At 41.9% G+C, this 21398-nt stretch carries 22 protein-coding genes; 13 read left to right on the forward strand and 9 right to left on the reverse strand.

Annotation, left to right across the window (positions count from 1 at the left end; translation table 11 throughout):
* The first annotated feature begins 4 nt into the window (after positions 1 to 4).
* Positions 5 to 1309: an epoxide hydrolase family protein gene (locus NPE20_RS02370; protein ID WP_256536991.1), complete on the forward strand. Its 1305-nt coding sequence runs from the start codon at positions 5 to 7 to the stop codon at positions 1307 to 1309.
* Positions 1310 to 1327: 18 nt separating this feature from the next.
* Positions 1328 to 1732, forward strand: a complete 405-nt coding sequence (locus tag NPE20_RS02375; RefSeq protein ID WP_256536992.1) for a cupin domain-containing protein — start codon at positions 1328 to 1330, stop codon at positions 1730 to 1732.
* Between the two features lie 97 nt (positions 1733 to 1829).
* Here the strand turns inward: NPE20_RS02375 and NPE20_RS02380 are convergent, their stop codons facing one another.
* The gene (locus NPE20_RS02380) at positions 1830 to 2174 is read right to left on the reverse strand and encodes a HopJ type III effector protein (protein ID WP_256536993.1); all 345 of its coding nucleotides are present in this window, start codon (positions 2172 to 2174) and stop codon (positions 1830 to 1832) included.
* A gap of 246 nt (positions 2175 to 2420) precedes the next feature.
* Between NPE20_RS02380 and NPE20_RS02385 the strand changes: the two genes are divergently transcribed.
* Positions 2421 to 2759, forward strand: a complete 339-nt coding sequence (locus tag NPE20_RS02385; protein ID WP_256536994.1) for a hypothetical protein — start codon at positions 2421 to 2423, stop codon at positions 2757 to 2759.
* A 55-nt stretch (positions 2760 to 2814) separates the two neighbouring features.
* The gene (locus NPE20_RS02390) at positions 2815 to 4059 is read left to right on the forward strand and encodes a hypothetical protein (RefSeq protein WP_256536995.1); all 1245 of its coding nucleotides are present in this window, start codon (positions 2815 to 2817) and stop codon (positions 4057 to 4059) included.
* 76 nt (positions 4060 to 4135) lie between these two features.
* Here NPE20_RS02390 and NPE20_RS02395 read toward each other — a convergent pair whose 3' ends face one another.
* Positions 4136 to 5848 carry a phospholipase D-like domain-containing protein gene (locus NPE20_RS02395; protein WP_256536996.1) on the reverse strand — a complete coding sequence of 571 codons (1713 nt, stop codon included), beginning with the start codon at positions 5846 to 5848 and terminating at the stop codon, positions 4136 to 4138.
* Positions 5849 to 6133: 285 nt separating this feature from the next.
* Here NPE20_RS02395 and NPE20_RS02400 point away from each other — a divergent pair, with 285 nt between their 5' ends.
* Together NPE20_RS02400 and NPE20_RS02405 are read left to right on the forward strand one after the other, a co-directional pair.
* Positions 6134 to 8593, forward strand: a complete 2460-nt coding sequence (locus tag NPE20_RS02400; protein ID WP_256536997.1) for a bifunctional UDP-N-acetylmuramoyl-tripeptide:D-alanyl-D-alanine ligase/alanine racemase — start codon at positions 6134 to 6136, stop codon at positions 8591 to 8593.
* A gap of 99 nt (positions 8594 to 8692) precedes the next feature.
* Complete coding sequence (locus NPE20_RS02405) at positions 8693 to 9286, forward strand: DUF502 domain-containing protein (protein ID WP_256536998.1); 594 nt, start codon at positions 8693 to 8695, stop codon at positions 9284 to 9286.
* On the opposite strand, the gene NPE20_RS02410 is transcribed toward NPE20_RS02405, so the two are convergent.
* Both NPE20_RS02410 and NPE20_RS02415 read right to left on the reverse strand, forming a co-directional pair.
* Positions 9270 to 10532: a TCR/Tet family MFS transporter gene (locus NPE20_RS02410; protein ID WP_256536999.1), complete on the reverse strand. Its 1263-nt coding sequence runs from the start codon at positions 10530 to 10532 to the stop codon at positions 9270 to 9272. The genes NPE20_RS02405 and NPE20_RS02410 overlap by 17 nt on opposite strands.
* 16 nt (positions 10533 to 10548) lie before the next feature.
* Positions 10549 to 11811, reverse strand: a complete 1263-nt coding sequence (locus tag NPE20_RS02415; protein WP_256537002.1) for a TCR/Tet family MFS transporter — start codon at positions 11809 to 11811, stop codon at positions 10549 to 10551.
* Positions 11812 to 11918: 107 nt separating this feature from the next.
* On the opposite strand from NPE20_RS02415, the gene NPE20_RS02420 reads away from it, so the two are divergent.
* On the forward strand, positions 11919 to 13874 hold the full coding sequence (locus NPE20_RS02420; RefSeq protein WP_256537003.1) for a redoxin domain-containing protein: 1956 nt from the start codon (positions 11919 to 11921) through the stop codon (positions 13872 to 13874).
* Positions 13875 to 13979: 105 nt separating this feature from the next.
* Here NPE20_RS02420 and NPE20_RS02425 read toward each other — a convergent pair whose 3' ends face one another.
* Complete coding sequence (locus NPE20_RS02425; RefSeq protein WP_256537004.1) at positions 13980 to 14597, reverse strand: 2'-5' RNA ligase family protein; 618 nt, start codon at positions 14595 to 14597, stop codon at positions 13980 to 13982.
* A 73-nt stretch (positions 14598 to 14670) separates the two neighbouring features.
* Here NPE20_RS02425 and dinB point away from each other — a divergent pair, with 73 nt between their 5' ends.
* Positions 14671 to 15855: a DNA polymerase IV gene (gene dinB / locus NPE20_RS02430; RefSeq protein WP_256537006.1), complete on the forward strand. Its 1185-nt coding sequence runs from the start codon at positions 14671 to 14673 to the stop codon at positions 15853 to 15855.
* A gap of 61 nt (positions 15856 to 15916) precedes the next feature.
* Here the strand turns inward: dinB and NPE20_RS02435 are convergent, their stop codons facing one another.
* From NPE20_RS02435 to NPE20_RS02450, 4 genes are read right to left on the reverse strand one after another with little or no spacing between them, the layout of a single operon-like run.
* Positions 15917 to 16438 (reverse strand): GNAT family N-acetyltransferase, encoded by a 522-nt coding sequence (locus NPE20_RS02435; protein ID WP_256537007.1) that lies wholly within the window; start codon positions 16436 to 16438, stop codon positions 15917 to 15919.
* A gap of 2 nt (positions 16439 to 16440) precedes the next feature.
* Positions 16441 to 17031: a hypothetical protein gene (locus tag NPE20_RS02440; RefSeq protein WP_256537008.1), complete on the reverse strand. Its 591-nt coding sequence runs from the start codon at positions 17029 to 17031 to the stop codon at positions 16441 to 16443.
* Positions 17018 to 17515 (reverse strand): RNA polymerase sigma factor, encoded by a 498-nt coding sequence (locus NPE20_RS02445; RefSeq protein WP_256537009.1) that lies wholly within the window; start codon positions 17513 to 17515, stop codon positions 17018 to 17020. The genes NPE20_RS02440 and NPE20_RS02445 overlap by 14 nt, the downstream gene beginning before the upstream one ends.
* Before the next feature lie 44 nt (positions 17516 to 17559).
* Positions 17560 to 18087, reverse strand: coding sequence for a hypothetical protein (locus NPE20_RS02450; RefSeq protein WP_256537010.1), 528 nt, complete (start codon positions 18085 to 18087; stop codon positions 17560 to 17562).
* A gap of 48 nt (positions 18088 to 18135) precedes the next feature.
* Between NPE20_RS02450 and NPE20_RS02455 the strand changes: the two genes are divergently transcribed.
* The 5 genes from NPE20_RS02455 (at position 18136) to rpmA (ending at position 21354) form a co-directional block, all read left to right on the forward strand.
* A complete protein-coding gene (locus NPE20_RS02455; RefSeq protein ID WP_256537011.1) occupies positions 18136 to 19509 on the forward strand; it encodes a dicarboxylate/amino acid:cation symporter in 1374 nt (457 codons plus the stop codon).
* Between the two features lie 60 nt (positions 19510 to 19569).
* Entirely contained in the window at positions 19570 to 19944 is a 375-nt protein-coding gene (locus NPE20_RS02460; RefSeq protein ID WP_256537012.1) for a four helix bundle protein, read from the forward strand.
* 39 nt (positions 19945 to 19983) lie between these two features.
* Positions 19984 to 20487: a hypothetical protein gene (locus NPE20_RS02465; RefSeq protein WP_256537013.1), complete on the forward strand. Its 504-nt coding sequence runs from the start codon at positions 19984 to 19986 to the stop codon at positions 20485 to 20487.
* Positions 20488 to 20555: 68 nt separating this feature from the next.
* Positions 20556 to 20864 (forward strand): 50S ribosomal protein L21, encoded by a 309-nt coding sequence (gene rplU / locus NPE20_RS02470; RefSeq protein WP_067059538.1) that lies wholly within the window; start codon positions 20556 to 20558, stop codon positions 20862 to 20864.
* 49 nt (positions 20865 to 20913) lie between these two features.
* Complete coding sequence (gene rpmA, locus NPE20_RS02475; RefSeq protein WP_256537014.1) at positions 20914 to 21354, forward strand: 50S ribosomal protein L27; 441 nt, start codon at positions 20914 to 20916, stop codon at positions 21352 to 21354.
* The last annotated feature ends 44 nt before the right edge of the window (positions 21355 to 21398 follow it).

Below are 21398 nucleotides of genomic sequence, written 5' to 3' on the forward strand. Positions count from 1 at the left end.
TAACATGAAACCACTAAATATTATAACCCGAACATTATTCTTCGGAATATTGACCTTTCAGTTTGCTGTTGCAGCTGCACAGGGTGTATCAAACGCAGATCTTAAAAATAATGAAAGCATTAGGCCTTTTAAAGTAAATATTCCTAATGCAGATCTAAAAGACCTTCGTCAGCGCATTATGACCACAAAATGGCCCGAAAAAGAAACAGTTGCTGATCAGTCACAAGGGGCAAAGCTTGCCAAAATGCAAGACCTGGTGCGTTACTGGGGTAACACCTATAGCTGGAGAAAAGCAGAAGCCAGGCTAAACGCTTACCCGCAATTTATAACTAAGATAGACGGGGTTGATATTCACTTTATCCACGTTCGTTCTAAAGTACCTAACGCAATGCCACTTATTTTAAGCCATGGATGGCCGGGTTCTGTATTTGAATTTCTAAAAGTTATTGATCCTCTAACTAATCCTGTTGCCCATGGTGGGAAAGCGGAAGATGCTTTTGATGTAATTATACCGTCTTTGCCGGGTTTTGGTTTTTCAGGCAAACCGGCCGAAACCGGGTGGGATCCTGATCGTATTGGGAAAGCCTGGGGAGTTTTAATGAATCGCCTTGGTTACAAACATTACGTAGCCCAGGGTGGTGATTGGGGTGCCGGTATCGTAAATGCGATGGCACTACAGGCCCCGGCAGGTTTATTGGGTATCCACAGTAACTTACCGGCTACCTTACCGGGCGATGTAGGCATGGCATTAGCTGCCGGCGGGCCTGCACCAGCTGGCTTATCTACACAGGAACGAACCGTGTTTGATGACCTTGCTAAATTTTTTAAAGAAGGGAACTTCGCTTACCTGGTAACGATGACCTCACGCCCACAGGCCGTGGGGTATGGTTTAACCGATTCGCCAGCCGGCCTTGCTGCATGGATGCTTCTTCATCCCGGTTTTGCTAACTGGTCTTACGGTGCCGATCCCAAACAATCGCCGACAAAAGATGAAGTATTAGACGATATCTCGTTATACTGGCTTACCAACACTGCGGCTACGTCGGCCCGGATATACTGGGAGAACAGAGGGAGGCAGCTTATCAGCGCCGTTTCGCAGAAAACCGATCAGATCTCGCTGCCGGTAGCCATCACAGTATTTCCGGAGGATGTTTATAAGGCCCCCGAAACATGGGCACGGCGCGCCTACCGTAACCTGAGCTACTTCCATGAGGTAGAAAAGGGTGGTCATTTTGCAGCCTGGGAACAACCACAATTATTTACTGAAGAGCTGCGTGCAGCATTCAAACCACTTCGGTCATCACTATAAATTAAAACAATAAAACAAATGAAAACGAACAATAATTTCCTGTTAAATGCAATCACTGTCATCAGTTTCATTGCATTGTTTATACCAGGTTTAGCTGTAGCACAGCAATCGGGAATAAAACGGACAGAGTTACAGCGACACGATCTAAGCATACCGGGGCGCGAGACCGTTCAGGTGCGGATAGATTTTGAAAAGGGCGCGGCATTCGGAAAGCATTCGCATCATGGAGAAGAGATCATCTATGTTCTTGAAGGGGAATTCGTATATGAGGTTGAGGGCCAATCTCCTGCAACACTCAAGGCAGGAGATGTTCTATTTATCCCGGCAGGTGTTACCCATGCTGCAAAAAATGTGGGCAAAGGAACGGCTGTTGAGCTGGCAACTTACGTTGTTGAAAAGGGAAAACCGCTTGTTGAAATGTAAGTGACAACCGTTAGATAAATAGGAGAGGGAGGATTCATGGCTTTGCAAGCGGTACGCTTGCGAAAGCCATGAATCCTTTTTTGTATGCCGACGGTTTTTATGGCTTCAAAACCAGGGCTTCTCCTTCAAAAGCTATACCCGGCCAACCGTGAGCCATAAACTGCCTGATATTTTGATGATCTGTGGCGGTTGGGTTAGCTAACACAGATTGGTAATGTTCTGCAAATAGGTGAAGGGTATCTGCTGCATCTAAGTTATTTATTTGAGCAAAGGCAAAAACTTTGGCACTACCTTGGTTTTGTGTTGCTTCATTATATGCATCGCCATTTTTAAACGCGGTAGGCTGATGCTGGTAATAAGTTTCTATAAATTCGATAACGTTATTAAACGCAAGTGTATTTTCCTTTAAAGCTGTAATTAAAGTACGTAGCTGTTCTTTCATTTGGCAATAATATTAAAAAATCACTTCCTGATGAAGGTTATCAATAATAAACAATCAATTGAAATTGACCTGCCATGGCATATTTGCCAGTAAAAATAATACTCATAATATTTTTTTTTCAAATACTTTGAAATGCAAAGTACTTTTGTTTAACTTTGTTACGCAAAGTACTTTAAACGTGTTGGTATTGTATATCAAGCACTTAATTATATCAAAAACTATTTATAACTTATAAACTAAATTATCATGACACAGACAAACAATTTAACAACACAGCTAATCCAGCCATCTGCATTAGGTAAACGAATGTTAATAGGCGGGGGGATCGCTTTACTCGTGATCTCGGTTTTTTTGCTTGGTGTAAATCACCCTAATCCTGCCTGGGGAAAGCTATGGATGATAAGGCCGCTAATTATAACTCCGTTAGCAGGGGCAATGGGTGGTTTGTTTTTTTACTTTATGGATAAAGTGCTTAACCAAAGCGGCTGGAAAAGGGTAGTGACACTTATATTGGGCGTTATGGGATACATCATTGCATTGTGGATGGGTACCGTTTTGGGATTGGCCGGCACGTTGTGGCACTAAACAGAATTAACAGATCAACATTAACGATTTAACAAAAAGTTTAAATTATAAACTCATGAAAGACGAAATACTTGCCCATTTAAACGACCCCGGGCACCTCGAAAAGATGTACCGAACTAATAAGGGGCCTTTTAAACGAGAGTTCCGCACTATATATCCGGAGCTAAAAGGCAACACACTCGCTGATTTCTGGAACGAAAGGCTGAACTATGAAAGTGATGAGATCAACTGGGGCACAGGCAGGGAATTATTCTTTGTGATAATTGCCTCGTTGGTGGCAGGGATTATCGCAAAGCTACCGGCAATTTTTTCTATAAACGAAGAGTTTTTCTATCCCAGAAACATCGGCTTTGTGGTGTTCCCGCTGCTTACGGTTTACTTTGCCTGGAGGAACAAACTCTCAACCGGTAAAATAGCTTTTATTGTTGGCGCAACCCTCGCAGGTTTAATTTTTATTAATTTCCTGCCTGATGTTAAGAAAAGTGATACCCTCATTTTATCGTGCATTCATTTAGTTTTATTTCTATGGTCGGTATTAGGTTTTGCTTTTGTTGGCGGGAGCAAAAAAGACGAGGAGAAGCGACTTAGCTTTTTAAAGTATAATGGCGATTTGGTTGTCATGGCAGCTCTCATTGTTATAGCAGGCGCAATTACGAGCGGTATAACCGTCGGGCTTTTCTCGCTTATAGGTTTTCATATTGAAGAGTTTTATTTCCAGAACATTGGAGTATTTGGGCTTGCCGCTGTACCAATTGTAGGCACCTACCTTACTCAAACCAACCCGCAGTTAGTAGGTAAAGTTTCCCCGGTAATCGCTAAACTGTTCAGTCCGCTTGTAGTGGTGATGCTGGTAGTTTATTTGATAGCGATAATTTACTCGGGCAAAAACCCTTATAATAACCGGGATTTCCTGCTGATCTTTAATGCTTTACTGATCGGTGTTATGGCTATCATCTTCTTTTCTGTTGCCGAAACATCTAAAACAAATAATAGTTATACGCAGATCTGGGTTCTTTTCCTGCTATCTGTTGTAACTATATTGGTTAATGGCGTTGCGCTTTCTGCCATTTTGTTCCGGATCTCAGAATGGGGGTTCACACCAAACAGGACTGCCGTTTTGGGGGGCAATGTCTTAATTTTAATAAATCTGCTTTTAGTAACCGCGCAGCTTTTTAGGGTGGTTTCAAAAAAAGGCGACATAACCGGAGTAAGAAGGGTTATTGCCTTCTACCTGCCCATCTACTTCGTATGGACAATCATCGTAACCTTTATATTTCCGCTGATATTTGGGTTTAAATAACGGAACAAAATTTATACAAGCGCTATGAATCGATGATTTATAGGCGCTTGTATTTGGATTAATTTTCAGCGTAAATTCAAGCAAATAAAAGCCTGTCTTTTATCTTACGAATCTCTGTGTAGTCCTCCAGCCACCAGGGCTCATCTATAAGGTTCTGCGGTGCCGGTTTCAGCGCTAGTTTGAGCTTGTTTTTTTTGGCAGCTTTTGTTACTACCCTAAAATGGTAGTGGTCGAAAATGCGCAGCGCTTCTATCATATAAGCAACCGCTATCTTGCGATTTTTTATCAGCACCAGGTTCTCGCCGTTGGTGCCATCCGCGGCAAACGAAAAATTGTAGGACCCCATGTAGACCCGGGCGCTTGGCTTATCAAAATCAATCACCACAAATTTATGGTGCATGCGGGTTCCACCGCCGCCTGTAGGTTCAGATTTAAAAGGCTCGGGTACATCTTTCTCTAATGAAGCCGGACTAACCGGGGAGTAGTTACCATTTGGTGTCAGGAGCTTAAACCCGCCGGCCTTTTTATCAGAAATGCCGTAAACAAAGATCTTATCGTTCAGTGTGACATCTGTCAATGCTTTGCGTACGGGGCCGCTGGTTTGCGACAAAAATGCCATGGAGTAGAAAAGACTGGAGCGGGTGGTTGCAATATCCGCGCCGATGCTACTCAATATAGTATTACCGCCCGAATGTGGCGAAAAAGCCACACTGGCGTTGATGCCTGTTAATCCGAGCGGTTGCCAGGCTGCCGATACTGAGCCGCCAAAGTCGGCTGCACTGTCACTTGTCCAGTATTGTTCAAAGGCAGCTTTAAAAACGTTTACACTGGTTTTACCTGTCAGTACAATGGCATTATTATTCTGTACGTACAAACCACGCCAGGCAAAGTTGGTTGAACCGCAAACCACCAGTTGGAGCGTTGGGCTATAAACAATGATGGTTTTGTTATGCTGCAGCTTACCCATATGCTGCCTTTTAACACCTAAAGCGGTAAGCATTAAGCGTTCTTCCGCCTGTTTTTCGGCAGAATTATCCTTGCCATGATCACCATCATTATCAATTATGAGGCGTAGCTTTTTACCCAATTGCTCCAGGCGGGTAACAATTTCGGGTACATTCAGGTCATAAGCCACAACGTCTATCTTAGCGTTGGGGTCGGCAATGGCTTTATCCAATACTTCAAATAACGCGCTGCGGGCCTCAAATCCCATCCAGGCCAGCGCCACGGCGGCTTTAGGATGGCTTGGCTGAAAGTTCAGACTTAGTTTAGCGTTTGCCGGCAATAGCGTTTTAATCGGGCCGTCCTTTTCGTAAAAATCAACAAATGCCTGCGAGGCTACAAAACCACGCGTAAAGCTCACATTGAGTTTGCCCGGATAAGTTTCGCGATGTAGTTCAATACCGGCCTGTTGGAATTCCCCATAGCTAAGTTCGCCCAGGGCGTTCATGAACACGGGCGAAACACGATAAATGAATTTACCGGGAATTTCGGCATTGCGCGGAAAATGCACCCAGCGAAATTTTTGTATAGGTGAAAGCTTTGTGGACAGCTTTAAATTTTTATCCATTCCTGTGTTTCCGGGAAAAGAGAGGCGATTTTTGAGCGCGAAAAATTTTTCACCGCCGGGCTCCTGGTATTCTATAGCAAAGCCGACAAAATCGCGTGGCGGCTCAGCGGCTTTCCAGTTCATGGCTACAAGGGTCATTCCCTCGCCGCGGTGAAGTTTAAGGCTAAACAAGGCTTTGGCATTTTTGCCGCTAACCTGAAATTCTTTTTCGGTTGGCATAAGGATAGGGGATTTATAGGCAGTGGTTTGTATTGTTAAATTTAATCAATACTTATCTATATATCATTAATAATCAGAATATTAATATTTTATAAATAACTGTCGGGCTAAGGAAGTGATGCAAATCGTTTTCTAAATTAGATAATACTGTTCCCCGAGGGTTAACTTATCCACGGAACATTGGTAATGAGAAAAGCCGATCCTAATGAGTTACTTTTTTTCGTTTTAAATAATTTTTGTCACCACTTAATATTAAATCAATTAAAAGTGTACGATATTCGTGTCATGCAAAATTCTTACACCATTAATGATGTAAAACAGGTTATAAAGGCCACCGGTAATATAGTAGATGATACCACCATAAGCGTGTTACTGACAGATACTCGCCGAATTAGTAACCCGGCTATATCGCTGTTTTTTGCACTGGCCGGCAGGCGCGACGGGCACGAATTTATTGCAGATGCTTATACGGCAGGTGTGCGCAATTTTGTGGTTAACCACCAGCCGGATACCATTATGCCCGATGCTAATTTCCTGATAGTGTCAGATGTATTGGAAGCTTTGCAGGGCCTTGCAGCGCATCACCGGAAACAGTTTGATATAGAAGTGATAGGCATTACCGGCAGCAATGGCAAAACCATTGTAAAAGAATGGCTGTACCAGTTAATGAGTCCTGAAAAAAACATCGTTCGTAACCCAAAGAGTTATAACTCGCAGATAGGGGTACCGCTTTCTGTATGGCAAATGAACGAAACGCATAACCTTGGCATATTTGAGGCGGGGATCTCTACTCCGGGCGAAATGGATAAGCTGGAGGCCATTATACAGCCCACAATAGGGGTGCTTACCCACATAGGTACCGCGCACGATGAAGGCTTTGCATCGCCGGAAGAAAAATTGTCTGAAAAATTAAAATTGTTTAAAAACTGTAAACAATTAATATATAATTATGAAGCTTTATTAGATCATAAGGACGAGTTGAAAACCCGTGAGTGTTTTTCGTGGAGCCGCAAGTTTAACCTGGTTGACCTGTATGTTTTCAGCGAAACAACCATATCCGGCAAGTATTATATGCGTGCCATGTATAAGGAGAAAGAAATAGAGTGCCTTTTGCCATATCGTGACGAGGCTTCAATAGAAAACGCTATTGTTTGCTGGGCAACTATGCTGGCAATGGGCTATAGCCCTGCAGATGCCGACGACCGTATTGAGCGCCTCGCTGCGGTAAGCATGCGCCTGGAATTAAAGCACGGCATAAACGATTGCTCTATTATTGATGACTCCTATAATTCAGATATTCAATCATTAGAGATAGCGCTGAACTTTTTGAACCAGCAAAATCAGCACCAAAAGAAAACGTTGATCCTGTCGGATATTTATCAATCCGGCTTAAAACAAGATGCCCTGTATAAACAGGTAGCGCAAATGGTAAGCACTAAACAGGTAGACAGGTTTATAGGCGTGGGTACGTTTCTGCAGGAGTATAAAGAGTATTTCAACTTGCCCCAGATGCATTTTTATGCCGATACAGCCACTTTGCTGAAGGAATTGAACAAACTGCACCTGCACGACGAAACCATCCTTATAAAAGGTTCCCGTAGCTTTGAATTTGAACGGATAAGCAGGTCATTGGTACAAAAAGCACATGAAACGGTATTGGAGATAAACCTGAATACCTTATTAAGCAACCTCAACTTTTACAAAGCTAAACTGGAGCCTGGCGTTAAAATAATGGCTATGGTTAAGGCTTTCTCATACGGAAGCGGAACTTTCGAGGTGGCTAACATGCTGCAGTATAACAAAGTAGATTATTTGGCGGTGGCTTATACTGATGAAGGTATCGCCCTGCGGGAAACCGGTATCACCCTGCCCATAATGGTGCTTAACCCAGAGCCACTGGCTTATGATAAACTGGTAGCCAATAAATTAGAACCTGCTATCTATAGCTTTACTTTACTTGACGAGTTTGTGAAATTCGCGCAAGATGAGGATGTGTATAACTATCCGGTTCATATTAAAATAGACAGCGGCATGCACCGTGTAGGCTTTGAAGCGTTTGAGGTGGAACAATTGTGCGATCTGCTCGAGACAAACCCCTACATTCAGGTACAGTCGGTATACTCGCACCTGGTAGCAAGCGATGCCGAGCAGCATGATCTGTTCACCGTTCAGCAAATAAGCATATTTGAAAAAGCATATTCACAAATAGAAGATGCTATTGGTTATAAGCCCATTAAACATATTAGCAATACATCGGGCATTACCCGCTGGCCTAATGCACAATATGATATGGTTAGGCTGGGTATTGGCCTGTATGGTGTTGATGCCGCTGTACCGCGCGAAGAAACCGGGTTGCAGCCGGTAGCTACGTTAAAAACTACCGTATCACAGGTAAAGAAAATGCCCGCTGCCGAAACTATTGGCTACAACCGCAATGGCAGCCTTAAAGCCGATGGTAAAATAGCGACCGTACGTATTGGTTACGCCGATGGTTATTTGCGTGCCTTTGGTAATGGTGTAGGCCGTATGCTGATAAACGGTACACTGGTGCCAACGGTTGGTAACATTACTATGGATATGTGTATGCTTGATGTAAGCAATGTAGAGGTAAAAGAAGGGGATGAGGTGATTGTGTTTAACGAACAGCAACGTATAGAGGAACTTGCCCTCCAAATTGGCACCATCCCTTATGAAATACTAACAAACATTTCGCAAAGGGTAAAAAGAGTGTACTTTTACGAGTAAATGTGAAGATATGCAAATGTGCAGATTTTAGATGTGCAGATTTCCAGTAGATATGCAAATCACTAAATCACTCATTCATTAAATCACTAATTATTTGAGATGAAGAGAATATTCCGTGCCTTACTTAATTATTTTATTAAAGGACTATTAATAGTTGTGCCGCTTGGCGCGGCCTTTTTCCTGATATTCTGGATCATATCACGAATTGATACTTCGCTAAACTTAAGCAGTGAAATACTGGTAGATAGCCAGGGCAAACCTTTATACATACCCGGTTTAGGCATTCTAAATGTGGTAGTTATAATTTTGATAGCCGGCATACTGGTAACCAACGTAATTACCGACCCCATAAAGAAATGGTTTATGCGCTGGCTAAACCGCCTGCCGCTATTCAAGTTCCTTTACTCATCAATAAAAGACCTTACCGAAGCTTTTGTGGGCGAGGAGAAAAAATTCAACGAGCCTGTTTTGGTTGAAGTAAACGAGTTTGGCCTTAAGAAAATTGGTTTCCTGGTACAAAAGGACATGAAAGCGCTTGATCTGCCGGGCGAGGTTGCGGTATATTTCCCCATGTCGTATTCATTTGCCGGGCAGGTGGTTATTGTATCGGTAGATAAGATAAAACCAATTAACCGAAGCGCTGCCGAAGTGATGAAATTTGTGATATCAGGCGGTGTTAGCGGCCTGGAGTAGTGGCGTTTTGGGGTAGCAGTTTTGGGTCTTTCTTTTTAAAACTCCGTATCGTTAATATAATACTGATAAACATCAGCACGGCACCCATCAGGAATGGCGCCCCCGGAAAATAAACCGAAGCCCCCTTAATAGTAAAGTGATGGAACAGTGTGGTCATCATTAGCGGGCCAATTATGGTTGTCACGCTTACCAAACTGGCAAGTGCACCTTGCAGTTCGCCTTGTTCATTAGCAGGTACATTTTCAGATATAAAGCCTTGTAAAGCCGTACCACCTATGCCGCCTAAACAATAAGGTATCATAAAAACATACATTAGCCAGCCTACATTATTAAAGGAGATAAGTATAAGCCCGATACCATAAAATGCAATGCCTGCCATTATGTTCTTGCGAAGGCCAAACTTTGGTATGGTCCATCGTACAAAGCCACCTTGTATACCTGCTATAAGCAAGCCAATGAATATTCCCAGCGCACTAATGCTATGCAATGTCCATTGAAACTTTTCGATCAGATAAAACGGAAGAACGCTTTCAATAGCCTTTTGGCCTACGTACACTAAAGTATAAGCTGTAATAAGCGTACTTATCGCCATCGAGTATTTTCTCAACCTTAATAAAGAACCGACAGGATTTGCACGTTTCCATTCAAACCGGCGGCGGTTGCGCATAATTAATGATTCGGGCAGTACAAAATAGCCATATAAGGCATTTAATAACGCCAGTCCCGCGGCCACTATGAATGGTAATTTTATCCAGTAAGCGCCTAAAAAACCACCCAGGCCAATACCTAAAATAAAGCCCAGGCCCGTTGCAGCGCCTATTAATCCGAAATTAGCAGCACGTTTATCGCCGCTGCTTACATCGGCAATATAGGCGGTAGCAGTAGTTGTACTTGCACCCGCAATACCGGCAATTAACCTGCCCACAAAAAGCCAGGCAATGGTGGGGGCAAAGGCCATAAAAAGATAATCGATGCCAAAACCAAAAAGAGAGAACAGTAATACAGGCCTGCGGCCTATCATATCGCTTAAGTTACCCAAAACCGGGGCAAACAAAAACTGCATAGATGCATAAGTGAATGTTAAGTACCCGCTATATTGGCTGGCCATACTAATATCAACATGGGCCAGCTCTTCCAGTAATTTGGGGAGGATAGGGATAATAATACCCAACCCAAGCACATCGATAAATATCGTAATGAAAATGAATCCTAAAGCAGCTTTGCCGTGTTGTACGGGTTTCTCCATATTTATTAATAAGCAATTAATGCAGAATGCTGTTATAAGATGTTTTATCGATAGATTGTTTCTCTTTTTTGAAACTTCTAACAGCAAGCAATGCAGCAATAAGCATTAATGCTGATGCTATAAAGTAGGGTGCACCCGGTAAATGAACAGGGGCCTTGCTATTAGTAAAGTAATAAAACACGTAGGTCATAAACCACGGGCCGAATATGGAGCTCAAGCTCATTAAACTAGTTAGTCCGCCTTGCAGTTCGCCTTGTTCATTTTTGGGTACTTCGTTGGTCATAACGCCTTGTAATGCCGGGCCGCAAATACCACCCAATGCATAAGGCACCATAAAGGCAAACATCATCCAGCTTTGGTTGGCCAGGCCAAATAACAACATCCCAATAGCATACAATACCAATCCAATCCAAATACTGCGGTTTTGGCCAAGTTTGGGGATAGCGACCCTTATCAATCCACCTTGTACTATGGCGATGGTTAAACCAATAAAACCTAAAGAATATCCAACCACATCTTCACTCCATTTAAATTTTTCCATGGTGTAATACGTCCACACACTTTGCACGGCATGCCCCGCAAAATAAACAATGAACAGGCAGGTAGCCAGGCCAATAACCGCCGGATATTTTTTTAGTTGCAGTAACGATCCCATTGGGTTAGCGCGTTTCCAGTCAAAATTACGGCGGTGTTCTTTATCTAAAGATTCAGGCAGGATAAAAAAGCCATAAGCAGTATTCAATAAAGCCAATGCGGCAGCGGCATAAAACGGATAATGCGTATCGTATTTACCCAGTATACCACCTATAACAGGTCCAATAATGAAACCAAGGCCAAATGCTACACCTATCATTCCGAAGTTTTGAGCACGTTTTTCCGGCTCGCTTACGTCTGCTATATAGGCAGATGCCGTGGTGAAACTGGCGCCGGTTATTCCCGCTATTATGCGGCCAACAAACAGCCAGCCAATAGTAGGGGCAAAGGCAAGGAAAAGGTAATCAATACCAAAGCCCAGCAAAGAAAATAATAGTACCGGCCTGCGGCCATATTTATCGCTAAGGTTACCTACCAGCGGCGAGAAAAGGAATTGCATAGCCGAGTAAGCAACAAATAATAATCCGGATATTTTGGATGCATCACTTAAGTTACCGTGAATAAGCTTTTCGATAAGTTTTGGAAAAACAGGGATGATGATAGCTAAACCGATAACATCAATAAGCAGGGTAATAAATATAAAGCTTAGGGCAGCCTTCTTTTTTGGTTGTGTAAGCGGGTCCATTGCCGTAAATAAACAACTAATAATTTAAATATCTATAACTAATTGTCAGATAAAATTTGGAAATTACCTAACTAAATCCGTACATTGACTAAAAACTTAGTTATCGCATGAAAACATCTAAAATCTTTTTAGCAATACCTTGCGCGTTGCTATTGCAAAGTTCATTTGCACAAACGGCAGATCATCTTAAGTTATCAAATTCTTCGCCGGCGCCCGGTGAGAAGATAACCGTTACCTATGACCCGGCAGGCACCCCGCTTGATGGTAAAGACAAGCCCCAGGCGGTTGTGTATTTTTTAGATAATAAGAAGTTCCCGGCGGCTGATATTGACCTTAAGGCAGATGGAAAATTATTGAAAGGTGATTTTACGGTACCAGCAGCAGCCAAAGCTTTTTTTGTAAAGCTAAGCAGCGGTGAAAATGTAGATGACAATGCCGATAAGGGATATGTTTACCTGGTTTACAATAAAGATAAAAAGCCGGTTGAGGGCGCTTATGCCAGCAAAGCTTATTTAATATACTCTGGCATGGGTAATTATTTTGCAAAAATTAAACCCGATGTGCCCGAAGCAACCGAGTTGTTTAAAAAAGAATTTCAGTTATATCCGCAAAGTGAAAAAGAATATCAGCTTAACTATCTGATGCTTTTAGCCGGATCAAAGGATGATGCTGATAAGAAATTATTGGAAAGCAAGGTTGCAAAATTAGCCGGCAGTGCCGATGAAAAAGATATGATGCAGGCGGCCACACTTTATACCCGCCTTAAAAAAGCAAAAACAGCCGACTCGCTAACTGCTGTTATAAAAGCAAAATTCCCGCAGGGCGATGCTGTTAAAAACGCTATGGGTATGGAGGTCAATAAAGAAAAAGACCCTGCAAAAAAGGAGGCCCTTTATGCTGCTTACATAGCTAAATACCCTGAGAAAGATGAGAAAAACTCTATTCAGGATAATTTCCGTGTGCAAATAGCCTCGGCATATTTAGAGGCAAATAATATGGAAGGTTACAAAAAATGGGAGCCTTTGGTGAAAAATAAATCATCACTGGCAGGGCCGTTAAATAACATAGCATACGAGTGGGCAAAAAAGGGTGAACATTTAGAAGATGCTGCCATGCTGTCGAAACAATCGTTAGATATATTGGATGCGAGTTTAAATGATACGGATGGCATGATGTACAGCACGCCTAAACAAGCCCGTGAAAATAACCGTGCTAGTTATTATAACGATGCCGATACCTATGCGTTAATATTACTTAAGCAAGGCAAAAATGCTGAAGCATTGAAATATCAGCAAGAAGTATATGATAACACAAAATATCCCGACCCGGAAATAATTGAGCATTACGCGCAGATACTTGCGGCTAACGGCCAGCACGCTAAAGCGCTTACGGCGATAGAAAAAGCATTTGTAGCCGGTAAAGCCAATGAAGCTTCGAAGCAGGAACTTGCATTAGACTATGTAAAGGTTAAAGGCAGCGATAAAGGCTATACAGAATATTTGGCCTCATTAGAGGCTAAGGCAAAAGCTAAATCAAGAGAGAAATTTGCCAAGGATATGATAAACATGCCGGCACCTGCCTTTGCACTAAAAGATTTTGACGGTAACGAAGTTTCTTTGGCAAGCCTTAAAGGCAAAGTTGTGGTGGTTGATTTTTGGGCAACCTGGTGCGGCCCTTGTAAAGCGTCATTCCCGGGGATGCAAATGGCGGTTACTAAATATAAAGATAACCCTAATGTGAAGTTTTTATTTATTGACACCTGGGAAAATGGCGACAATTTCCTGCCTGGAGTTAAAAAATTCATTGCCGATAACAAATACACCTTCCATGTATTAGTAGATGAAAAAGGTGAGGATGGAAGACAGGCTAAAGTTGTGTCGCAGTTTAAAGTAGATGGTATACCAACTAAATTCGTAATCGATAAAAGCGGGAATATCAGGTTTAAATATGTAGGCTATTCAGGCTCGGCAGATGCTGTACTGGATGAAGTAACCAACATGGTTGAAATGGCAGCCGACCCTGATGCAGTTACCACATCGCCTAAGGTATCCATGCTTAAATAAAGTAATTGCTCATAATAAAAAGGCGGTCTGTATGTGCAGGCCGCCTTTTTTATGATAACAGGGTTTGTAATTGAGCGGATAAACATCGCATGAGAGATGATTGATTTAAAACAAATTAATCTGGTTCTTCACCTCTTCACTCACATTGGCTTGCTTATCCAATTCAGCTAAATGCTCAAAACTCTTCGTCCCTCTAAACCGGAAGGTTTTAAATGGCTCCCATTTGGGGAAACTGCCAAAGGTTTCACGCTTTACAATTTTAAGCTCTTTTATCCAAAAGGGTTCTACCAGTTTTTTATGGTGGAAATGTGGCCACAGGGTATCAAAATCAGCCTCGGGTATGTTACGGGTAACGGTAATATGCGGAACCAGCGTTTTCCTGATGCTGAGGTTTTTCTTTAAAAGGCTAAACCATGCATCTACCGCAGGCGTAATGCGGATGTGAGCATAAATAGTGTACTGACTATGCAGATGAGGAAAATATTTAAAGCCATCAATATGCAGCAAAACCGGGGGCATAATGTTCAGGCTCTTTTCCAATTTGGTAACATCGGCAAAGAAGGGTTTTTGCCGCTCTGCATGCATAACAGAAATATGCGCCGGCGAATCCATACTTTTAAACTCACCGATATGTTTCGCTGATGCTTTTTTGTATTTGCCAATAAGCTCCTTAACAGGTTCGGGCGGGGATAGGAGGAAGAGATAGTCGGCATAGCTGGTCATAAGATCTGTGAATTATAGCTCACAAATTTTGCTAATTATTTTAGTAATTCAAATTATATTTTCATATTTGTGCATGGATGCTAAGCGGCATATAGTACATATCGACCTCGATTCATTCTTCGTATCTGTAGAGCGTAAATTCAACCCTTCACTTATAGGCAAAGCTGTTATTATAGGCGGTTCGGCCGATAGGGGTGTGGTGGCTTCCTGCAGTTATGAGGCGCGTGCATTTGGTGTACATTCTGCTATGCCTACACGGCAGGCGCTAAAGCTTTGTCCGCATGCTATTGTGATACATGGCACGCATGGCCGCTATTCAGAGGCTTCACGTGAGGTTACTCAGATCATCCATAACATGGTGCCACTGTACCAAAAATCGTCGGTAGATGAGTTTTATATCGACCTGAGCGGCATGGAGCGTTTCCATGATCCGTTTAAACTGGCCTGCGAGCTTCGCCAAAAGGTGATCCGCGAAACAGGGCTACCCATTTCTTTCGGTATGGCATCAGGTAAAACTGTAGCTAAAATGGCTACCAACCAGGCAAAACCCAACGGACAGCTTTGGATACAGCATGGTAAAGAAAAAGAATTTTTAGCCCCGCTCAATATTGGTAAGATCCCCGGACTGGGCGAAAGCACCTGCCAAAAGCTTTACCAATACGGTATCGAAAAAATTGGCGACCTGCAACGGGTGAACCTGAAGTTCCTGGAGGCAGTTTTCGGCAAGGCTGGCACTTATATTTATAACAGGGCTAATGGTATTGATGACAGCGAGATCATCCCGCATAGCGATCGTAAATCCATCTCAACCGAAACTACCTTTCATAGCGATGTGAATGATAAACGTACGTTGGAAAATGTATTAGTAAGCATGACCGAAGAACTGGCCGGTAAGCTTCGCCGGGAGAATAAAGTTTCGTCGTGCCTGGCCATTAAGATCAGATATGCCAATTTTGAAACGCATACCCAACAGCAAAAAATTGCCCTTACCGCCGCCGAGCACATCCTAATACCGGGCATTAAAAACCTACTCACAAAAGCATGGAACCAGCATAGGCCAATAAGGCTGATAGGCGTAAAATTAAGTAACCTTTGCACAGGCAGCTATCAGATAAACTTGTTCGAAGATAATGAGGAACGCATAAAGCTTTACCAGGCTATGGATAATATTAATTTCCGCTTTGGCGATAAAACGGTTTGCAGGGCAGCGGGTATGGAGATAGGAGCAAGGACGTTTAATCCGTTTATGAAGGGGTAGTAATAGATGTGCAAATATGCAGATGTGCGGATTTCAAATGCATATCCTCGCATCTGCACATCTACAACTCCTTGCGCATCAAAATGTCGGTTTGCTCGTCGGTGCCCAGCATAAAGGAGTGGCTGCCAAACTGGATAAAACCTTTGCTTTTATAAAAATTGATGGCTTTGTTGTTATGTTCCCAAACACCAAGCCATATGTATGCCATCTTTTCATCAACGGCTGTTTGTATGGCAAAATCTAATAAGTGTTTACCTATTTGCTTGCCTTGATGTTCCTGAAGAATATAGATCCGTTCCACCTCAAGGGCGTTGGCATCCTGCAACTCGGTTTGGGCCGAATTGTAGTTGAGCTTTATATAACCTGTTATAGCATTATCAACCACTGCAAAATAGAAATGCGAATCGGGGTTGCTAAGTTCTTGCTCATATCTTTTTAGCGTGAACGCTTTTGAGGCATACGCCTCCATATCGGCGGCGTTGTTTAAGTGGGCAAAGGCATCAAAAAAAGTTTTGCGGCTTAGGTTAAGCAGGGTTTCAGCATCGGCTAAGCTTACCCTATTTATTTGGATAGAAGAATTCATTATTAATCAAATTGTTCCTGTAAACGCTCCAGCCTATCAATCATCAGGTTAAGCTTTTCCTCTTCGTTTTTAAACATTCGGGGTTTTAGATAGAATGTTGTGAACATGAACCAAATAATGATAGAACCATAAGTAACCCCTTTAAAAATACCCGAAGCATTTTGCAGCACTTCTACAAAGTACAGCGCAAGGCCGGCGCTTATCAGCAAGGTATAAATATAGTAGAACCAGCCAATAACTTTGGTGCGGTTTTTTTGATATTCCTTAAGGCTATCGAGATATTCGGTTGGGTTTACGGTAGCGTCGCGCTTGCTCAAAATGTGATAATGCCTTACAATAAGCGTAAGGTACATAAACATTGTAATTAACACTATCAGGATACCAACAGTGGTAACCCATGAATTAAACGCACCAAACAATGCGATAATAAAAGCGAACGCTATTATTACAACCATGGCCACAATGCTCCAGTATATGCGGTTTGTTAAACCGCGTACCCCGCTTTTTACCTGCTTCAGCACTTCATCTACCGAAAGCTGCTCCTTTTTTGGCTGTCCCTGCCAAACCGACATTAAATGATCAAAGTCTTTCATATTGATTGTATAACTCTGTCAATTTTTGTTTAATGCGATATATCTTCACCCTCAAATTCCCTTCTGATATTCCCGAAACATCTGCAATTTCGGGGTACGGCACTTCGTCAAGTACCAACGTAATTATAATTCTTTCTGATTCTTCCAATTTTGATATGCACTTATACAGCAAAGCAACCTGCTCGTTTTTCTCTGAAAATTCTTCGCGTTTATTTTCAGCAATTTGCGGGGTAAGTTCGTCTTTGGCCTGGCGTTTCTCTGACCGTAAATAAGTTAAACAAGTGTTTACCGCTATGCGGTATATCCAGGTAGATATAAGCGCCTGATTACGAAACTTGTGAAGGTTTTGCCAAACTTTTAAAAAGGTTTCCTGCAACAGATCGTTAGCGGCGTCATCATCGCCGGTATAACCATAGCACAAATGGTAAATTTTTTTTGAATTGGCTTCGTAAATTTTGCGGAAAGCGTCTTCTCTATCTGCCACCTGGATTAGTTAATTTTTATTTTGACAAATTAACAGCTTAAATGTTACAACAGGTAACTTTTTTTATTAAACCAGGGTAATTTATCATCGGCATCATCCAACAGCTTGTTAAATTCCTGACTGTAATCAAATTGCAGGTCTTCGTGAAGCTTCCCAATTGAGGCACGAACCTTTTCTATCTGCCTTATTAATATCAAACGAATAGGTTTATAGGAAGTTTGCCTAAGCACATATTGCAGATAATTTTGGCAGAAGTTTAAAAGCAACTCTATTTCGGCAGTTTTATTACCTATAAATTTGGTGTACTTGGTAAGCATCTTTAATATTTTACGCAGCGCCTTTGCCGTAAAATAACTTTGAGCCGGCAGTTGGCTAAACATAAAACCGGCTTCGGCTTTTATGCTTTCAATAAAACCCTGCTCGTTATGCGATTCGAATAACAAATAGGCCAATAGCTCCTTATTCTCTTTTTTATAACGTATTAACCGCAGGCATAATTCGGCCAGCTGCTCCTGTGGTAAGTGCTGTAATTCCTTCTTAATTTGCTGCAGGCCATAGGTAGTAATACTCATTGATATTAAAGTTTTTAATTTTGTAGTTTTGCGCCACCAAATAAACACATGCAGAAGAGCAAACTAACCCTGTACATTTTTATAGCATTAATATTAGGCGTGCTAGCCGGATACATTTACAATGCTACTGTTATAAACAATATTAATACCAAGTTAAGCGCCGCCGAGGTAAATATAAAAACAATAGACGAGCAATTGGTTGTTGCCACCGATACCACAACAGCAACCTATAAAGCATTAAAGCTGGAACGCAAGGCGCAGGTAACCATCCGCAAAGCGGCAGATACCAGCCGCGAGGATAAGCTGGTTGGCTTTACAATTTTAAGCGATATATTTTTGAGGCTGATTAAAATGATAGTTGCACCGCTGGTGTTTACCACCCTGGTTGTGGGTGTAGCCAAAGTGGGTGATATTAAGTCGGTTGGACGTATTGGTGGTAAAACGCTGCTTTGGTTTTTAAGCGCCACACTTGTTTCCTTAGTATTAGGGATGATTTTGGTTAACTTTTTTAAACCCGGCCAGGCCATGCATTTGCCATTGCCAGATAGCCATCTATCTACCGGTATTGAAAAAACAACCTTATCGCTTCGCGATTTTATAAGTCACGTTTTCCCTAAAAGCTTTATTGAGGCAATGGCCAATAACGAGATCTTGCAGATCGTTATCTTCTCGCTATTTTTTGGCGTTGGTACTGCAGCCATAGGCGAGAAAGGCGAAATAGTGATAAAAGCAATGGACGCTTTTGCACATGTTATTCTAAAAATAACCGGCTACGTAATGCAACTGGCGCCACTGGCCGTATTTGGTGCCATAACAGCTATTATTGCTAAACAGGGCTTAGGTATATTATCTACCTATGCTATATTTATTGGTGAGTTTTATTTTTCGCTGCTGATATTATGGCTAGTTATTATACTGGCCGGGTCGGTAGTATTACAGGGGCGGGCATTTAATTTAGTAAGCCGCATTAAAGATGCTATGCTTATCGCGTTTAGTACCTCAACCAGCGAGGCTGCTTATCCCAAGGTATTGCTGGAGCTGGAGCGCTTTGGCTGTAATAATAAAATAGTAAGCTTTGTATTGCCGCTGGGTTATTCGTTTAACCTTGATGGCTCTATGATGTACATGACCTTCGCATCACTTTTCCTGGCGCAATCATACAATATCCATCTTTCGTTTGAGCAGCAACTGACTATGTTGCTTATCCTGATGGTTACCAGCAAAGGTATTGCAGGGGTTCCGCGGGCATCACTTGTAGTAATTGCGGGTACCATATCAATGTTCAACATCCCCGAAGCCGGTTTAGCACTATTAATAGGTATCGATCCGTTATTGGATATGGGCCGCTCTGCAACCAACGTTTTAGGAAATGCAATGGCAACCGCTGTAGTAAGCAAGTGGGAGGGGGAGCTGGAGAATTAATCAATTATTGAGTTATTGAATTATCGAATTATTGATTGAGTATGATGTTAATTGTTATTTATGTCAGATAGTGAAAGGGTAGATTTTGCGGAATCATTAAAAAAACGAACAAAAAAATTTGTCGTTGACAACATAAAGCTTTTCAGGACCTTACCAAAAACTGAAGAAGCCAAAATAATAGGCAGGCAATTATTGCGTTGTTCTTCATCTGTAGGTGCAAATTACAGAGCTGTTTGCAGGGCACGTTCACAAGCGGAGTTTCATTCAAAACTTTCAATAGTTGTAGAAGAGGCCGATGAAAGTGTATTTTGGATGGAAATACTTGTGGAAGCAGGAATAGTACAGACGCCAGAAATCGAGTCTCTTTTTAAAGAGGCCAACGAAATACTCAAAATAGTTTCCGCATCAAGAAGAACCGTATCAGAAAAAAAATAAATCAATAATTCTATAATTCACTAATTCTATAATTCTCTCATGAATAATCGTTCTAAAAAAATATTCCTTATAATGAGCATAGTGGTGCCGTTTTTATTGTACTGTATCTACTACTACGGTATGATGATCAAGAACGCGCCTTACAAGTTCTCCGAATTTCAGTCGATACGTTTTGAATATGGTTATGGCGATACGCTAAACAATATTTACGATTCTAAAACCGGTGAATACCAGTTTGTGAACAGGCGCGATTCTATTGTAAAAATAAACCTTAAGCTAAGCAAAAGCGACTTATTATACCTGCACCGTAAAGCGGCTGACCTGGGCTTTTGGGATTTCCCGTCAAACGAGCTTAACCCGGATGTAAAGGGCAGGGTGCCCCGGTATGTAATACAGTTTAATTATCTGCGTAAAACCAAAAAGGTGATGTATGATGCATCCTATAATGGTGCCGAAAAGCTGAAGGATGCCAACGACCGCCTGATAATAGAAATTAAAAAGATATTGAGCGATGCGGAAGCACGACAAAGAAATAGCAAGTAGGGGATTGCTTTTATTAAAAACTATCCATATATTTGCACCTCAAAATTTAAAACAATAATTAATCAACAATGTACGCAATAGTAAGTATAGCCGGACAGCAATTTAAAGTTGCAAAAGACCAGCAGATCTTTGTACACCGTTTACAGGGAGATGAAGGCGCTAGTATTGAATTTGACAATGTGTTGTTAGCAGAAAACGAAGGTAAATTCAAATTAGGTTCTGATTTGAAAAGCGCTAAAGTATCAGCTAAGATCGTGTCTCATTTAAAGGGTGATAAAGTAATTATCTTCAAAAAGAAACGCAGAAAAGGTTACCAGAAGAAAAATGGTCACCGTCAGCAATTTACCAAGATCGAGATCACCGGTATAACATTATAATTAAATTTTAACCGACTCGATTCATTAGGGTCACAAAAGAAATTAAGAAATGGCACACAAAAAAGGGGCCGGTAGTTCAAGAAACGGCCGCGAATCACATAGCAAGCGTTTAGGTATCAAAATTTTCGGTGGTCAGCCAGCTATTGCAGGTAACATCATTGTTCGTCAGCGTGGTACCAAACACAACCCGGGCCTTAACGTAGGTATCGGTAAAGATCATACCTTATTTGCATTAAAAGCAGGTCACGTAGTATTCAAAAAGAAAGCAGATAACCGTTCATACGTTTCAGTTATTCCTTTTGAAGTTGCACCTGTTGCAGAAGATTTAGCACCTGCACCAGCAGTTAAAGCTGAAGCAAAAGCAAAGAAAGTTGAAGCACCTGTTGCAGAAGTTGAAGTAGCTGAAGAAGCTCCTAAAGCAAAGAAAGCAGCAGCACCAAAAGCAAAAAAAGAAGCAGCACCTGATGCTGAAGAAGCTCCTGCCGAATAATTAAGCGAAGCTCACACAATATAAAAAGCCCTTATCAAATTGAT

It is taken from the genome of Mucilaginibacter aquariorum (genome assembly GCF_024498135.1).
GTDB lineage: Bacteria > Bacteroidota > Bacteroidia > Sphingobacteriales > Sphingobacteriaceae > Mucilaginibacter > Mucilaginibacter aquariorum.

What these genes read in the sequence shown, in the direction of transcription:
- dinB (WP_256537006.1), top strand. Translation starts at nt 14,671, where the DNA reads ATGGATGCTAAGCGGCATATAGTACATATCGACCTCGATTCATTCTTC.
- NPE20_RS02440 (WP_256537008.1), bottom strand. Translation starts at nt 17,031, where the DNA reads ATGAAAGACTTTGATCATTTAATGTCGGTTTGGCAGGGACAGCCAAAA.
- NPE20_RS02455 (WP_256537011.1), top strand. Translation starts at nt 18,136, where the DNA reads ATGCAGAAGAGCAAACTAACCCTGTACATTTTTATAGCATTAATATTA.
- NPE20_RS02370 (WP_256536991.1), top strand. Translation starts at nt 5, where the DNA reads ATGAAACCACTAAATATTATAACCCGAACATTATTCTTCGGAATATTG.
- NPE20_RS02400 (WP_256536997.1), top strand. Translation starts at nt 6,134, where the DNA reads ATGCAAAATTCTTACACCATTAATGATGTAAAACAGGTTATAAAGGCC.
- NPE20_RS02395 (WP_256536996.1), bottom strand. Translation starts at nt 5,848, where the DNA reads ATGCCAACCGAAAAAGAATTTCAGGTTAGCGGCAAAAATGCCAAAGCC.
- rpmA (WP_256537014.1), top strand. Translation starts at nt 20,914, where the DNA reads ATGGCACACAAAAAAGGGGCCGGTAGTTCAAGAAACGGCCGCGAATCA.
- NPE20_RS02390 (WP_256536995.1), top strand. Translation starts at nt 2,815, where the DNA reads ATGAAAGACGAAATACTTGCCCATTTAAACGACCCCGGGCACCTCGAA.
- NPE20_RS02415 (WP_256537002.1), bottom strand. Translation starts at nt 11,811, where the DNA reads ATGGACCCGCTTACACAACCAAAAAAGAAGGCTGCCCTAAGCTTTATA.
- NPE20_RS02405 (WP_256536998.1), top strand. Translation starts at nt 8,693, where the DNA reads ATGAAGAGAATATTCCGTGCCTTACTTAATTATTTTATTAAAGGACTA.
- NPE20_RS02450 (WP_256537010.1), bottom strand. Translation starts at nt 18,087, where the DNA reads ATGAGTATTACTACCTATGGCCTGCAGCAAATTAAGAAGGAATTACAG.
- rplU (WP_067059538.1), top strand. Translation starts at nt 20,556, where the DNA reads ATGTACGCAATAGTAAGTATAGCCGGACAGCAATTTAAAGTTGCAAAA.
- NPE20_RS02425 (WP_256537004.1), bottom strand. Translation starts at nt 14,597, where the DNA reads ATGACCAGCTATGCCGACTATCTCTTCCTCCTATCCCCGCCCGAACCT.
- NPE20_RS02435 (WP_256537007.1), bottom strand. Translation starts at nt 16,438, where the DNA reads ATGAATTCTTCTATCCAAATAAATAGGGTAAGCTTAGCCGATGCTGAA.
- NPE20_RS02420 (WP_256537003.1), top strand. Translation starts at nt 11,919, where the DNA reads ATGAAAACATCTAAAATCTTTTTAGCAATACCTTGCGCGTTGCTATTG.
- NPE20_RS02465 (WP_256537013.1), top strand. Translation starts at nt 19,984, where the DNA reads ATGAATAATCGTTCTAAAAAAATATTCCTTATAATGAGCATAGTGGTG.
- NPE20_RS02410 (WP_256536999.1), bottom strand. Translation starts at nt 10,532, where the DNA reads ATGGAGAAACCCGTACAACACGGCAAAGCTGCTTTAGGATTCATTTTC.
- NPE20_RS02385 (WP_256536994.1), top strand. Translation starts at nt 2,421, where the DNA reads ATGACACAGACAAACAATTTAACAACACAGCTAATCCAGCCATCTGCA.
- NPE20_RS02375 (WP_256536992.1), top strand. Translation starts at nt 1,328, where the DNA reads ATGAAAACGAACAATAATTTCCTGTTAAATGCAATCACTGTCATCAGT.
- NPE20_RS02380 (WP_256536993.1), bottom strand. Translation starts at nt 2,174, where the DNA reads ATGAAAGAACAGCTACGTACTTTAATTACAGCTTTAAAGGAAAATACA.
- NPE20_RS02460 (WP_256537012.1), top strand. Translation starts at nt 19,570, where the DNA reads ATGTCAGATAGTGAAAGGGTAGATTTTGCGGAATCATTAAAAAAACGA.